We start from the raw sequence: 13992 nt of genomic DNA on the forward strand, positions 1-13992 counted from the left end.
TTTAAGAGGCAACGCCACACCATAATGTTCGCCAATTGGTTACGAAAATGGCTCGATTTGCATTAATTATACGTCGATTAATTGAGGTTGTTGTATTAAAAATTATATTAGATAAGCTATGTAAAATACTTTTTACAATTTTATTGTTACTCAATTGTACAGGGTCTTTTCATTTGAAAAGAAAACATATAGAATGCGTGGAAGCTGAGTAGCTGTGACTAAGACTAGTTGAATTCTGAGACATCTCGGACATTCAACCTTTGCTGCTGCTACTGCTCATTTCATTTTCCCGGAGAAAACCTTATGAAACTTAAATTACTTGCTCTAGCTGGTATCATGACTGCAACTATGGGCCTAACTGCCTGTGACAGCAACAAAGAAAACGCTGCTGAAGATTTATCTGACGCGCAAGAAGAAGTGCAAGACGCTTCAGAAGAGCTAAACGAAGCTGCTGCTGAAGGCGAAATGACTGCTGATGCTGACGCTGCTGTTGCCGGCGCTGAAGCTGATATCGCTGATGCACAAGCTGCAACTGCTACTGACGAAATGGACGCTGAAGTTCCTGTAGACGGTACTACTACTAGCGTAGATATGGCTAGCGAAACTGATACTGCTGTTGCAGCATCTGACGAAGTTGTTGTTGAAGAACCAGCTCAGTAATTTTATCGTATCCAACGATAGATATACTGTAGTAAAAAAAAGAGAGCCTATGCTCTCTTTTTTTATGCCTATTATTTAATATATATGATAACGGGCTTGAAGATTTAATGCTTGTTGTCACACTTTGCATTGACAGCTATAGACAACGCACACTGATCCTGAAAAATCATCGCGACATTATAAGATCTTTCACTGGTCAGAATTTTATAGAGATGAGTGACAGCTATTCATCAAATAGACGCTCATCAACCTGTTGACGAAATTTTTGCCCCGTTTTAAAGGTGACCACACGGCGTGCTGATACAGCCACGGGCTCTCCTGTCTTAGGGTTGCGTCCTGGACGGCTGCTTTTATCTTTAAGCTCGAAGTTGCCAAAGCCTGAAAGCTTGACCTCGTTGCCATCAATCAAACTCTCTGACAACTCATCAAAAAAATTCTCTACCAAACAGCGGCCTTCTTGGCGTGTCAGGTTAAGATGACTCATCAAATGCTCAATCATGTCAGATTTGGTTAAGGTGCTCACAGTACGACTCCTATGCTATGTCGTGATGTCGAATATCATGGTTTAGCGGTATGAGGGTTAAGCTTAGTTAGTATAAAGGTTTTTGGTTATTCTTTTAATAAAGTCTGAATTAAAATCCTTTGATAATAACCACTTAACTTTTTTTATAAAATTTTATCTAAGATAACAATCTTTATAAATAGCAATGCTCTATAGCCTCATAACAAGAAAGGCTACAGAGCATAGGCTATTATGAATGTTATGTATTAGCTGTCACGCAGTTTTGCAGCATGTTGCTCAGTTAGTGCTTGTACTACCTTGTCAGTCGCTGTTTTCACAGCTTCATCAGACAAGGTCTGCGATCTATCCTGCCATATCAACGCAAATGCCAATGAGCGCTGACCTGCTGGTACTTTATCACCTTGGTAAACATCGAATAACCATAGATCAGTCAATAGCTCACCTGCGGCAGCACGAATCGTCGATTCTAATGCCTGTAAACTGATTTCGCTATCTATTAAAATGGCAATATCGCGGCGTACTTGTGGGAATTTACTTGGCGTGGTAATCGCCTGCTGTTCACGAGCCAGCGTTAGCAAAGGTGCAAGTGATAATTGGGCGACCCAAGTAGCCGGTAAGTCTAGCTGTTTGGCCGTATTAGGATGCAATTGACCAAGCCAACCGACATACGCATCATCAATATATAGTTTGGCGCTTTGACCCGGATGTAAGAAGGCAAGCTCACTACGCTCGTAGCGGATACGCATGCTATCGATTTGCGCTGGTAGCAGTTGCTCGATATCGTGCTTAAGGTCATAAAAGTCTAGCGCACGGTTTTGATAAGCTTGCTCATCCCAAATATCACCGACTGCGACCAAGGCAATACTTGGCGTTTGTACCAAATCGCTAATACTTTGACCAACAAAGCTCAGACCTGTTTCAAAGAAACGTACGCGTGGCTGCTGACGATTGAGATTGTATTGTACACAAGGCAATAAACTTGATAGCAAAGTACGACGCATCACTGCTAAATCACTAGAGATAGGATTGGCTAGTGCTAATACTTCTCCTAATGCTTCATCATCAAGTAATGCTTCTATTTTTGCATCACTAAAGCTAAAGCTGATCGCTTCCATATAGCCATTATCGACCAGTGCTAGCTTCATCTCGTGCGTCAAGTCTGCCGTATCATCATAATCCATGCTTACCTGCAAGTGCGGCAGGACGCTTGGAATATTGTCATAACCATAAATGCGGGCAATCTCTTCGATGAGATCTTCTTTGATACTCATATCAAAACGATAAGAAGGCGGCTTGCAAATAAGGCTATCCGCTTGCTGCTCTACCTCAAACCCTAATTGGGTTAAGATACGCACCATAACCGCTGGCTCAATCTCAATACCGATGACATCACGAACTTTAGCGATTGGCAAAGTGATTGGTGCACGGGCTGGCAAGTGCTCAGTATTTTCTGCTTTGACTATAAAACCTGCATGACCACCAGTAACGCTAGTAATCAAATCAACAGCACGCGCCAGTGCCAGCGCTGGTAATTCAAAATCTACCCCACGCTCAAAGCGTTGTGAAGCATCAGTGTGCAAACCAAAACGGCGTGCACGTGCAGCAATAGCAAGCTGACCAAAGAAAGCGCTTTCTACAATAATATTGGTCGTGCTATCAGTCACACTACTACGCTGACCACCCATGATACCAGCAAGAGCAAGAGCGCCTTTATCATCAGCTATTACCAGCTCATCGCCCGTTAAGGTAATGGTTTGCTCATTCAGCAAGGTAATGGTCTCAGCAGGCTGTGCCAAACGAACCACGATATCACCAACAATGGTATCGGCGTCAAAAGCATGTAGCGGTTGACCCAATTCCATCAATACATAGTTGGTCACATCAACCAAAAAGTTGTGCGAGCGTAGTCCTGATTGAACCAACGCATCTTGCATCCACTTTGGCGTATCGATACTACGATCAATATTGCTGATTGATTGTAGTAAATAGCGTGGGCACGCCTCAATTGCACTGACCGTTACCGCTGGCGTATCAGTATCAGCAACCGCTACATTGTTAGAAATTTCTGGCATCTGTACAGGCAAGTCGTTAATGACTGATATTTCACGCGCAATACCACGGACACTAAAACAATCACCACGGTTTGGTGTGATAGAGATATCCAGTATTTGGTTATCTAGACCTAAATATTCACGGATATCTGTACCAATCGGTGCATCAGCTGGTAGCTCGAGAAGACCATCAATGCTATCGGTTAAATCAATTTCAGACGCACCGCAGAGCATACCGTTAGAATCGACACCGCGTAGGTTACCATTTTTAATTTTAAAGCCTTTCTTGTCATCGCTTGGGAGCACTGCCCCAACGGTCGCAACAGGTGCTTTCATACCGACGTAGACATTAGGCGCACCGCATACGATTTGTAGCAGTTCAGCTTCACCGATATTTACCTGCGTAACTCGCAGTTTATCAGCGTCTGGATGTTGCTCGACGCTGACGACTTCACCGATGACCACACCACTAAAGGCACGGGCGACCGCATAGCGATCATCAATCTCTAGCCCTGCCATGGTGAGTTGTTCGGCCAACTGCTCACTGGTATTGTTGGGGTTTACCCATTGACGTAGCCACTGCTCACTAATTTTCATAAATATCTCGGATCAGAATTTTATAATAAAGACTTTAGAATAAAGGATGACGTATTAATCTGTTATATCAACGAGGGAAACGTTAGCCAAACTGTTTTAAGAAGCGTACGTCGTTTTGGAAAAACAGGCGCAAATCATCAATACCATAATAGAGCATCGCAAAGCGCTCAATACCCATACCAAAGGCAAAGCCAGTGTATTTTTCGGCATCAATACCGCAGTTGGTCAGCACTTGTGGATGCACCATACCGCAGCCCATGACCTCAAGCCATTTGCCATTGTCATCTAAGATATCAACTTCAGCAGAAGGCTCAGTGAATGGGAAAAATGACGGACGGAAACGAACGGTTAATTCTTTGGCAAAGAAAGCTTCTAAGAACTCACTAATCAAGCCTTTTAGCTCAGCAAAGGTACTCGACTCAGTAACCATAAGCCCTTCTAACTGATGAAACATCGGCGAATGAGTTTGGTCCGAGTCATTACGATAGACGCGACCGGGACAAATAATACGAATCGGTGGCTCATTCTTTTCCATGGTGCGAATTTGCACTGGACTGGTGTGCGTACGCAACAAATAATGCGCATCAAAGTAAAATGTATCGTGCATCGCGCGTGCAGGATGGTGCGATGGGATATTAAGCGCTTCAAAGTTATAGTAATCGCTCTCAACTTCAGGGCCGGTGGCGACGTTAAAACCTGCTTGTATAAAATACTGCTGCATACGCTGGGTAATCATGGTCACTGGATGCAAATGGCCTTTTTGACCACCGCGAGCAGGCAATGTAATATCAATGCTCTCGCTTGCAAGCTTGGCGTTTAATGCCGCGACTTCCAGCTGCTGCTGCTGATTGGTCAACGATTCTTGAATACGGATCCGCACTTGATGTAACCAGCCGCCATAAGTTTTTTTATCGTCAGCACTGAGCTTACCCATCTGCTTCGACCAGCCGGTTAGTGGGCTTTTTTTGCCAGTCAATTGCACACGCAACTCTTGCAGCACACGCGCATCAGTTACTTGTAAGATTAAAGATTCAGCAGCACTGGCAAATTCAGTTAGCTGAGCTTCATTTAGCTCATTGAGCTCTGAAGACAAAGTCGGTAGCGCCGACAAATCGTTGGTGGCAACAGGGGTAGTCATAAGACGCATTATTCCTGATTTAAACAGACTATTAATTGTAGGGATTTGACCAAATATTGCAAACCATTTACCCAGTTACTTTTAATTAGTTATTCGTATTTAGTTATTCGTATTTAGCTACTTTCAATTAGTTGCTCGTAATTAGTTATTTTTAATTAACTACTTGTGTTTCGCTAATTGTACCTAACTACTTTCGAATAACAAAAAATAAATACCAGTTATGTGAATGGCTTGAATATTTAGACGATTAGATGTGCAATATCACGAAAAGCACAATGAGCTTAAGCATTAATAAAACTAGCCATAAAATAATTTAATATAAAAAAAGCCACCGACCAGCGGTAGCTTTTATTAATATCGACCTATTAATCAATATTAGTCCTATTCGTTTAGATGCTTAATCAGATAAGCGTTATATCTATTTAATATCTAAAGGATAGTTAATATTTATGCTAGTTCCGCTTTTGCTTTTTCGACCAATGCTGTGAAAGTCGCTGCATCATGCATAGCGATGTCAGCAAGTACGCGACGATCGATTGAGATGTTGGCTTTTTTCATACCATTGATAAAGCGGCTATAGCTTAAGCCGTTTAAGCGTGCACCAGCATTGATACGTGCAATCCAAAGACGACGGAAGGTACGTTTTTTGTTGCGACGGTCACGATAAGCATATTGACCAGCTTTGGTCACTGCTTGTACCGCTACGCGGTAAACACGTGAACGGGCACCGTAGTAGCCTTTTGCGCGCTTTAAGATTTTTTTGTGACGACGATTCGCCTGTACACCACGTTTTACACGGGCCATAAATTACTCCAAGATATTGTTAATCATTATTAAACGAATCACGATGTCATCAAATAGTAGACATCGTTATCAAATTGCAAGGTCAAATATTTTTAACTAAGTAGCTATGAATTAAACAGCGCTTGATTAAATACATATGACGATAGGCTATTAGATGTATGGGCACATACGACGAACTGCTGCTTCGTCAGACTTGTCCACCATCTTAAGACCGCGCAACTGGCGAATACGCTTAGCTGATTTCTTGGTCAAGATATGGCTTTTGTTTGCTTGCTTACGCTTGAAGCCGTTTGCTGTTTTTTTGAAGCGTTTAGCTGCACCGCTTCTGGTTTTCATCTTAACTTTCATGATGATTTGCCTCTTTGTCTTTAATAGAACCTGGTCGTCAAATAGTTAGAATGAATAGTGGCTTTAAAAACAACCACTAAACCTCTATTTGCCTCGAGGTGGGAGGCGCTATTTTAGCAGATAGTGTGCTATTTTGCCAAGTAAAGTTTCAGCCCTCTTCTAATAGACAATTCATGCTTGTCATTCGTCTTAACAAAAGTACATGTCCTAGCCGTTTTAGTCGTCATAAAGACCTTTCTTTTTTAGCTATCATTAATTTATAAGATATAAATAAGATAAAATAGCGCTAATAATCATGCAGCCACAATTAATTATTTACCATAAACCAGACACAAGGCTTCAGCGCTCCTTGCCTCATTTCATATTTGTCGCTGGATAAAAACTCATGTCAGGTACTATTGAATCATGTTCGATAGCACCATACATTATTAAAATCTCTATAAAGCCTCATAAACCACGAATTTTTTTGTAAATAGATTGAATCTCGGTTTAAGCTGTGCTTAAGTAGAGACTGAGCGTCGCTACATTTTAAGTGCCAATAAACAACGCCAATTACTGCATCTACTGACCGTAGATCATACGATGCATGTTTATTTTTAACTATTCGGCTAGCTTGCCAATTGCTCAACAGAACAACTGATTATGGACAATCACTCTAGGAGACGACGTTGTCAAACCAAGAACTAAACTTTGATGACGGAATATTTGTGTTTGAAACGGTGATGCGGGTGCGCAATACCGAAATTGATATGGGTCAGCATTTAGCACTGCAATCATTGACCGCCCTACTGACTGAAGCAATGCAGCGCTTTTTATATTCTAAAGGGATTAAAGAGATCAATGCCGATCATCAAGGCTTGATTATTAATAAGCTACAGCTGAGCATTTTTAGCTGTGTACGGGCGCGTGAAGAGCTTTTGTTTGAGGTCGGCGTTGAGCCATTATGTGATAATGGTGGCAATATTGTGTTTAAAGCCATGCGTATGCATAATGGCGAAATAGTGGCAAAGGCAAGGCAGCATTTTGTCAATTATGATTTTCGCCTAAATAAAATAACCACGCTAGATAACACGATTAAGAAAGCTTTATACCCGCATTTATTCGAGCTTTAACTTTTCTTACTGACTAATGACCACTTCCTAATTATAAGACGATAGACAGATTATGACTTTACCTGCTTGGCTAACTGCCATAAAGTTTAGCGCTGATGGTTTGATTCCTGCGATTGCTCAAGATCACGAGTCAGGGCGCATTTTGATGATGGCCTGGATGAATGCTGAAGCACTTCAATTAACAGCACAAACAAAAACTGCCGTGTATTTTTCACGTTCACGTGCCAAGCTGTGGCATAAGGGCGAATCATCAGGGCATACTCAGACTGTCCATGATATTCGCTTAGATTGTGATGCTGATGTGATTGTATTGAGTGTGACTCAGGCTGGTGGTATCGCCTGTCATACTGGTCGCGAGTCTTGCTTTTATCAGCGTTTGGATTTGTCTGGGCAAACCCCTGAGTGGCAAACCGTCGATAAAATACTAAAAGACCCAGCAGATATTTATCAATCCTCTGAAGCGTCTGGCGCTACTTCTCACAGCCATAACACTGATACAAATGATGCTATGAATGCGGATAGTACGAATAACGCAGTTGAAGATCATAATACCGCAACAGGTAACACCTCCATTTTACAGCAGCTTGATAACGTATTGGCAGAGCGCAAACAAGCGGATGCCGACAGCTCTTATGTGGCAAGCTTATATGCAAAAGGGTTGAATAAAATCCTAGAAAAAGTGGGCGAAGAAAGCACAGAAAGCATTATCGCTGCCAAAGACTTTGCCAATTGCGATGAGAAAACTAACAAAGCACAATATGACGAGGCTCGTCATGAGCTCATTTATGAGGTTGCCGATGTCTGGTTTCATACGTTGGTGGGGCTAGCGTGGTTCGATATAGAGTCAGACGCTGTGTTAAACGAGCTGGGTCGTCGCTTTGGGCTATCAGGCATCGACGAAAAGGCCTCGCGATAACTTGTGACACGGTAAAGTTAATCCAGTAACGATAACGGGCGAAATCGTAAAACAAACCTCTACTTGTTTTGATTATGATTGCTTTCACCTTTTTGTCACAATGGCAGGTTATAATATAGCTCTTTTAGCTTCGCATCTTTTATCTATATTTTTTGTTTAACAGATCAATATTCTATAAAATAAAAGCATTCATATATAGATATTACAATCAAGACATTAAGGATATCATTATGGGCAGTTTTTCCATTACACATTGGCTGATATTATTGGTGGTAGTGGTGGTCGTATTTGGCACCTCAAAACTTAGAAATGCGGGCAAGGATTTGGGCGGTGCCGTCAAAGGCTTTAAAGAAGCGGTCAAAGATGAGAATACAGAGCATGCCAAAAAGCATGCAGTTCTCGACCATGATGGCAATGCACACCCAACAGATCACGCGGCAACCAGTAAGGTGCAGGATAGCGATATCAATACTGCACCTGTTGACGATAAGCACCATTGATAATACCAAGTATAGTGCTGGGTATGATACTGCTGGCATCTAGATAGTGATAATCAACCATTATGTTTGATATTGGGTTTTCTGAATTACTCCTCTTTGGCGTCATTGCCTTAATTGTCTTGGGCCCAGAAAAACTGCCACAAGCAGCACGCACTGCTGGGCAGTGGTATGCCAAAATTCGCCGTACAGTCTCTACCCTACAGTCTGAAATAGAGGCTGAGCTAGACCTAGCTGAAACACGGCAACAAATGCAAAAAGAGCTGGCTAAAATCCGTGAAACTGAGGCAGAAATGCGGCGTGAAATGGCAGAAATGCGCGGCAGTATGCAGGAGTTTGAGTCTTCACAAAACCAGACTCTGAAAGCCACGCATGATCTAGACGCCGACCATCGCAATAATAAAACAAGCAATAATCAGCAAGATGCTAGCGATCAAAAAAACACGCCATCTGTCACGCCAAAGGCGTTTGACTACGCCTACGAGCAGGACGAAAAATCAGCAGATTCTGAGCAATTATTGAAACATGGTACTGACGACGAAACCTCAAAAACTGCCTCTAGTGATAATATTCAACCAACTGCTCAAATCATCACTACTAAACCGTGGGAAAATATGTGGTTCCGTCTGGGCGCTTATGATAAAGCGCGTCGTTTGCCACAGCCGCCCTATTTACCGAATTACAAAGCGGATAGATTATTAAACAGCCATTTAGATCCTTCTTTAAAAACACAGGCTTCTGTCAATAAGCAGGAGACTGATTGATGAATTTATTTAAGCGCAAAAAAAGTCGTCAAGAAAAAATTGCAGATGCAGATTTAGAAAAAACAACTGAGACAGCCAGTAACGAGAAATCTGGTGATATATTAAGTTCATTGGCTGATATGCCCATCACTGAGCACCTGATTGAGCTACGCTCGCATCTGATCAAAATATGCGTGGCAGTGTTAGTGATATTCTTAGCCTTGGCTGGATTCTCACGCGAGCTCTATAATTTCTTATCCGATCCATTGGTCGCACAGCTACCCGCCAATTCGACGATGATTGCCACGGATATTACCTCTAACTTTATGGCACCAATACGCCTGACTGTCTTTGTCGCGGCCTTCTTTGCCATGCCTTATATTTTGTACCAAATTTGGTCTTTTGTCGCACCTGGGTTATATAAAAAAGAGAAAAAAATCGCTATCCCTGTGCTGATGTCCTCTATCTTTTTGTTTTATGCGGGCGTGGCTTTTTCTTACTTTATCGTGCTGAAAGGCGTCTTAAAATTCTTTATCATGTTTGCCCCGCAGAACGTCTTGCCAATGACGGATATCGATAGCTATTTAAGCTTTGCGCTTAAGCTATTTATGGTGTTTGGCCTGACTTTTGAGATTCCTGTCGTCACCTTACTATTGATATTGGTGGGGATTGTCTCCATTCAGACTCTAGAAGATAAACGTCGTTATATTATCGTTGGTTGTTTTGCCGTGTCCGCAGTCGTCACACCACCCGATGGCGTGTCGATGTTGTTACTAGCCATCCCTATGTGGTTATTGTTTGAGCTGGGCCTGTTATTAGCAAAAATCTTAATCAAAGAAAAGTCTAGTCCTACTCTCGTATCGACAGACAAAGAGTAAAACACTTATCAGTCTAATCCAGACTAAAATAAAGTTATTGATTACATATAGCTATGCGTTAAACTACCATTACACCGTTTTATTCTTGCCTCATTAGTCAGCTGATTGCTTACTATCACGTTTTAGCATCACCATCATCTATAAGCCATTGTTTACCCAGTGGCTTTTTTTGCCCCTTTTGTTTTTAATCAATTTTTGTATTTAGGTAGCTTTATTATGTCCGCATCTATGCCAGCTTATATGAGCGATCCCACTGACGAGCAGCTGAGCGCGCTGAATATGGCGATGGATCACAAGTCGTTTAAAGTGGTCGCTTATGCTGGTGCCGGTAAAACCACGACGCTAAAACTAATCGGTGAGCGCCTACGTGGACGCGGCTTATATTTAGCCTTTAACAAAACAATTGCCAATGACGCTCGTTCAAAGTTTCCATCCCATGTGGAATGTCGCACCTTTCATTCGCTTGCTTATCGGCATGTCGCCCGTGATATCACGGCAAAACTATCCTTGCCACGCTTTTCACCCAAGCGTCTTGGCGACGATTTGGGCCTGCAACCGGTACAAGTACGCCGACAAATGGATGGCATTAATAAATACATTACGCTCACACCTGCGAGATTAGCTCGATTCGTTAGTGACGCAGTCAGCAATTTTTGTAGTACACATGCCAGCTATCCGGCACCAAGGCATATATTGTTTCCGAGTTGGCTCGATGATTCTGATGCAGAGCAATTACGTGAGATGCTCTACCCTGCCGTAGAGCAACGCTGGCTACAGTCGATTGATGCACGTCACCCTGCTGGTATCGGGCATGATATTTATCTCAAACTTTGGGCGCTATCTAAGCCAAGCATTCCAGCAGATTTTATCTTGTTTGATGAAGCGCAAGATGCTGACCCATTGATGATGGGAATTTTGACGCAGCAACCACGGCAAGTCATTTATGTCGGCGATGCGCACCAGCAGATTTACGAGTGGCGCGGCGCAGTTAATGCGATGAAAAAGCTGCCATTGCCGCAAACATTATTGACGCAGTCGTTTCGTTTCGGTGAACCGATTGCAGAAGTTGCCAATACTTTGCTCAAAGCATTGCAAGAAGAGGTGCCGTTAAAAGGCAATCCTAACAAGCAGTCTTCTACTGAAAAAGGTATGGTTCATAGTAAAAAAGATGCCATTCTATGCCGCACCAATGCCGCTGCGATGTCGCAATTATTGACCGGACTTAAGCTAGGACACCGCGTGGCATTGCAAGCCGATACCGAGCGTATGCTGAAATTCTGTCAGGCTGCCGAAAACTTAAAAAATGGCAAATCGGCGTATGGTGTGCCAGAGCTGGCATATTTCTATAACTGGTCTGATGTACAAGAATATGCTGAAACCAATGAAGGCAGCGATCTAAAAACTCTGGTGAAATTGGTCGATGACCATGGCACCAACGTATTGAGTCAAGCAGTCAATAGCCTAACGAGTATCGAAAATGCCGACTATGTTATCTCCACTGCCCATAAGGCGAAAGGGCTTGAATGGGGAAAGGTACAGTTAGATGATGATTTTTATTATGATGTCACCACCAATGCGGTCAAGATAAGCCCAGAAGAATTGCGTTTACTCTACGTTGCTTGTACACGTGCGCAGAGTAATTTGGACATCCATAATATCAAAGACTTGATATCAGGATTACAGACAGGCAAAAAAGTGATTTTTGGCAATACTTAATCCCTCTTCGTAGTTGTCAATTTGAATTCCTAGTCTACCTCTATTTATAACGACCTTTTAGCAGTGAATAACAAGCATGAATAATAGTCAGCAACTTCAAGCACGTCAAAACACCATCCGTCAGTTATTTGCCAATCCTGTCCGCTTACTTGCGCCAATGGAAGGACTAACAGATCCATTAATGCGACAAATCCTAACGCAAATTGCAGCAGATTTAGATCGTCCCTATGATTGGTCAGTGAGCGAGTTTATTCGCGTGACCCAACACGTCTTGCCAGCGCATGTATTTTATAAATACGTTCCAGAGTTGCGTCATGATGCCAAGACTGCCTGTGGCACACCGATTCATTTGCAACTTTTGGGTAGCGAAGCACAACTTATGGCAGATAACGCAGCATATGCTGCCGAGCTTGGTGCACCTGCCATTGATATCAATTTTGGTTGTCCTGCTAAAACGGTAAACAGCCATCGTGGTGGTTCAGTATTATTGGATGAACCCGAAACCATGTATCAGATTATCAGTGCGGTGCGTCAAGCGGTACCTGCCGACATTCCAGTCTCGGCTAAGATACGTTTAGGCTATACCGATACTAGTCGCATGGATGATATTCGCGGCGCGATTAACGACAGTGGTGCTGATTGGCTGACCATTCATGCACGAACCAAAACCCAAGGATATAAGCCGCCAGCCTATTGGGACAAGATTCAAAGCTTTAATGCGCTTGATATTCCCGTCATTGCCAATGGCGAAATATGGAATGCAGAGCATGCACAGAACTGCATGACGCAAGCAGGTACAGAGCATTTGATGTTGGGTCGCGGCGCGGTCACTCGTCCCGATTTGATTGCGCAGGTTGATGCCAATATCGATGATGCAGAAACGTTGACTGTTTTAGCATGGGAAGATTTGATTGCACATCAGATAAAATTCTTGGAAGGTCAGGCTAAAACTGAAGTGATATTGGTTGGTCGTTACAAGCAGTGGTTAGCGATGCTCACCAAAGGTTATAGCGAGGCAAAAATATTATGGGACAGTATCAAACGAGAAAAAAATAAAGCAGTTATCATTAGTGCACTACGAATGAGTGTACGATAATCATAACTGCCTCTCTCTCAAACTGGCACCTTAACGAAACAAATAACGCTAAACACTCACTCGAATAGCTAGATAGAATAGCATCAAAGAACAAGCCATCGATAACGCCCAAAGGATAGAACGAAACATCGCCAAATTAGTAATATAAGCCACGCAAAAACCGATACGAATCAACACATATAGCCAAGCCAATACATTGATAATCGATTGCGGTACAAAGAATAGCATCGCTGTTATTACTGCGGCCAAAAATATAGGCAAAGTCTCATAGCTGTTTTGCTGTGCAGCATTAGCTCGTGCTGCAACCCCTGTCGCATGCTGAAAAAAATCACGTGGATGCGCATTATTTCTGAACTTAAAGCCGCCAGATGCTTTTGCAACTATTGATACCGCCCATGGCAATAAGCTTGCTACCACCATCGCCCAGATCGCTGACGCTGCTGTATCAGGGATTAACCCAAAAAATACATTCATTGTTCTATTTGCCCCTACCCTGCAATCACTTCAAAATCATGGGTAATATTCACCCCACCTTGTACCAACATTCTACTGGCAGAGCAGTATTTTTCTGCTGATAAATGAATGGCCTTCTCAACCTGTTTGTCTTTGATATCTTGCCCTGTCACAACAAAGTGCATGTGAATATCGGTATATACTGCTGGTACAGTTTCGGCACGTTGCGCGGTCAGTTCACAACGCACGTCTGTCACCTCTTGGCGTGACTTTTGTAAGATCGCTACCACATCGTAGCTCGCACAGCCACCCAGCCCTAGTAAGATCAGCTCCATCGGGCTTGAACCTTTTTCTTTATCAGCATCTATTTGTACATTATGTCCTGATGGTGACACGCCCATAAAGGCTTTGTTCTCTTGCCATGTGACGCTTGCTTTTGACTCTGACATTGTAGATATTC

Annotated in this window: 15 protein-coding genes; 8 read left to right on the forward strand and 7 right to left on the reverse strand. The window is 42.7% G+C overall.

What is annotated here, in order from left to right:
• The first annotated feature begins 303 nt into the window (after nucleotides 1-303).
• On the forward strand, nucleotides 304-660 hold the full coding sequence (locus tag ACTQ9T_RS13650) for a hypothetical protein (protein WP_189586073.1): 357 nt from the start codon (nucleotides 304-306) through the stop codon (nucleotides 658-660).
• 223 nt (nucleotides 661-883) lie between these two features.
• On the opposite strand, the gene ACTQ9T_RS13655 is transcribed toward ACTQ9T_RS13650, so the two are convergent.
• From ACTQ9T_RS13655 to rpmI, 5 genes are all read right to left on the reverse strand, one after another.
• On the reverse strand, nucleotides 884-1183 hold the full coding sequence (locus tag ACTQ9T_RS13655) for an integration host factor subunit alpha (RefSeq protein ID WP_010197859.1): 300 nt from the start codon (nucleotides 1181-1183) through the stop codon (nucleotides 884-886).
• A gap of 245 nt (nucleotides 1184-1428) precedes the next feature.
• Nucleotides 1429-3831 (reverse strand): phenylalanine--tRNA ligase subunit beta, encoded by a 2403-nt coding sequence (gene pheT / locus ACTQ9T_RS13660; RefSeq protein ID WP_440465402.1) that lies wholly within the window; start codon nucleotides 3829-3831, stop codon nucleotides 1429-1431.
• A gap of 82 nt (nucleotides 3832-3913) precedes the next feature.
• Nucleotides 3914-4969, reverse strand: coding sequence for a phenylalanine--tRNA ligase subunit alpha (gene pheS / locus ACTQ9T_RS13665; RefSeq protein WP_440465403.1), 1056 nt, complete (start codon nucleotides 4967-4969; stop codon nucleotides 3914-3916).
• A 447-nt stretch (nucleotides 4970-5416) separates the two neighbouring features.
• Entirely contained in the window at nucleotides 5417-5773 is a 357-nt protein-coding gene (gene rplT, locus ACTQ9T_RS13670) for a 50S ribosomal protein L20 (RefSeq protein ID WP_010197865.1), read from the reverse strand.
• Between the two features lie 150 nt (nucleotides 5774-5923).
• On the reverse strand, nucleotides 5924-6121 hold the full coding sequence (rpmI, locus tag ACTQ9T_RS13675) for a 50S ribosomal protein L35 (protein ID WP_010197866.1): 198 nt from the start codon (nucleotides 6119-6121) through the stop codon (nucleotides 5924-5926).
• 668 nt (nucleotides 6122-6789) lie between these two features.
• Here rpmI and ACTQ9T_RS13680 point away from each other — a divergent pair.
• From ACTQ9T_RS13680 to ACTQ9T_RS13710, 7 genes are all read left to right on the forward strand, one after another.
• Nucleotides 6790-7233 carry a thioesterase family protein gene (locus ACTQ9T_RS13680; protein ID WP_194620917.1) on the forward strand — a complete coding sequence of 148 codons (444 nt, stop codon included), beginning with the start codon at nucleotides 6790-6792 and terminating at the stop codon, nucleotides 7231-7233.
• Between the two features lie 52 nt (nucleotides 7234-7285).
• A complete protein-coding gene (gene hisIE, locus ACTQ9T_RS13685; RefSeq protein ID WP_440465404.1) occupies nucleotides 7286-8149 on the forward strand; it encodes a bifunctional phosphoribosyl-AMP cyclohydrolase/phosphoribosyl-ATP diphosphatase HisIE in 864 nt (287 codons plus the stop codon).
• A gap of 230 nt (nucleotides 8150-8379) precedes the next feature.
• Complete coding sequence (gene tatA, locus ACTQ9T_RS13690) at nucleotides 8380-8649, forward strand: Sec-independent protein translocase subunit TatA (protein WP_189586058.1); 270 nt, start codon at nucleotides 8380-8382, stop codon at nucleotides 8647-8649.
• Between the two features lie 62 nt (nucleotides 8650-8711).
• On the forward strand, nucleotides 8712-9410 hold the full coding sequence (tatB, locus tag ACTQ9T_RS13695; RefSeq protein WP_440465405.1) for a Sec-independent protein translocase protein TatB: 699 nt from the start codon (nucleotides 8712-8714) through the stop codon (nucleotides 9408-9410).
• Nucleotides 9410-10267 carry a twin-arginine translocase subunit TatC gene (gene tatC, locus ACTQ9T_RS13700; RefSeq protein WP_440465406.1) on the forward strand — a complete coding sequence of 286 codons (858 nt, stop codon included), beginning with the start codon at nucleotides 9410-9412 and terminating at the stop codon, nucleotides 10265-10267. Before tatB ends, tatC begins: the two co-directional genes overlap by 1 nt.
• Nucleotides 10268-10483: 216 nt before the next feature.
• Nucleotides 10484-11983: a UvrD-helicase domain-containing protein gene (locus tag ACTQ9T_RS13705; protein WP_194620920.1), complete on the forward strand. Its 1500-nt coding sequence runs from the start codon at nucleotides 10484-10486 to the stop codon at nucleotides 11981-11983.
• Nucleotides 11984-12059: 76 nt separating this feature from the next.
• A complete protein-coding gene (locus tag ACTQ9T_RS13710) occupies nucleotides 12060-13079 on the forward strand; it encodes a tRNA dihydrouridine synthase (protein ID WP_440465407.1) in 1020 nt (339 codons plus the stop codon).
• A gap of 48 nt (nucleotides 13080-13127) precedes the next feature.
• Here ACTQ9T_RS13710 and ACTQ9T_RS13715 read toward each other — a convergent pair whose 3' ends face one another.
• Nucleotides 13128-13553: an MAPEG family protein gene (locus ACTQ9T_RS13715; protein ID WP_010197893.1), complete on the reverse strand. Its 426-nt coding sequence runs from the start codon at nucleotides 13551-13553 to the stop codon at nucleotides 13128-13130.
• Nucleotides 13554-13567: 14 nt separating this feature from the next.
• Complete coding sequence (locus tag ACTQ9T_RS13720) at nucleotides 13568-13981, reverse strand: OsmC family protein (protein WP_010197896.1); 414 nt, start codon at nucleotides 13979-13981, stop codon at nucleotides 13568-13570.
• Nucleotides 13982-13992 lie beyond the last annotated feature (11 nt).

The sequence above is a fragment of the Psychrobacter sp. ASPA161_6 genome (genome assembly GCF_051970285.1).
Taxonomy (GTDB): Bacteria; Pseudomonadota; Gammaproteobacteria; order Pseudomonadales; family Moraxellaceae; genus Psychrobacter; species Psychrobacter glaciei.

What these genes read in the sequence shown, in the direction of transcription:
- tatA (WP_189586058.1), top strand. Translation starts at nt 8,380, where the DNA reads ATGGGCAGTTTTTCCATTACACATTGGCTGATATTATTGGTGGTAGTG.
- pheT (WP_440465402.1), bottom strand. Translation starts at nt 3,831, where the DNA reads ATGAAAATTAGTGAGCAGTGGCTACGTCAATGGGTAAACCCCAACAAT.
- rplT (WP_010197865.1), bottom strand. Translation starts at nt 5,773, where the DNA reads ATGGCCCGTGTAAAACGTGGTGTACAGGCGAATCGTCGTCACAAAAAA.
- hisIE (WP_440465404.1), top strand. Translation starts at nt 7,286, where the DNA reads ATGACTTTACCTGCTTGGCTAACTGCCATAAAGTTTAGCGCTGATGGT.
- rpmI (WP_010197866.1), bottom strand. Translation starts at nt 6,121, where the DNA reads ATGAAAGTTAAGATGAAAACCAGAAGCGGTGCAGCTAAACGCTTCAAA.
- tatB (WP_440465405.1), top strand. Translation starts at nt 8,712, where the DNA reads ATGTTTGATATTGGGTTTTCTGAATTACTCCTCTTTGGCGTCATTGCC.
- ACTQ9T_RS13715 (WP_010197893.1), bottom strand. Translation starts at nt 13,553, where the DNA reads ATGAATGTATTTTTTGGGTTAATCCCTGATACAGCAGCGTCAGCGATC.
- ACTQ9T_RS13710 (WP_440465407.1), top strand. Translation starts at nt 12,060, where the DNA reads ATGAATAATAGTCAGCAACTTCAAGCACGTCAAAACACCATCCGTCAG.
- tatC (WP_440465406.1), top strand. Translation starts at nt 9,410, where the DNA reads ATGAATTTATTTAAGCGCAAAAAAAGTCGTCAAGAAAAAATTGCAGAT.
- ACTQ9T_RS13720 (WP_010197896.1), bottom strand. Translation starts at nt 13,981, where the DNA reads ATGTCAGAGTCAAAAGCAAGCGTCACATGGCAAGAGAACAAAGCCTTT.
- pheS (WP_440465403.1), bottom strand. Translation starts at nt 4,969, where the DNA reads ATGACTACCCCTGTTGCCACCAACGATTTGTCGGCGCTACCGACTTTG.
- ACTQ9T_RS13705 (WP_194620920.1), top strand. Translation starts at nt 10,484, where the DNA reads ATGTCCGCATCTATGCCAGCTTATATGAGCGATCCCACTGACGAGCAG.
- ACTQ9T_RS13650 (WP_189586073.1), top strand. Translation starts at nt 304, where the DNA reads ATGAAACTTAAATTACTTGCTCTAGCTGGTATCATGACTGCAACTATG.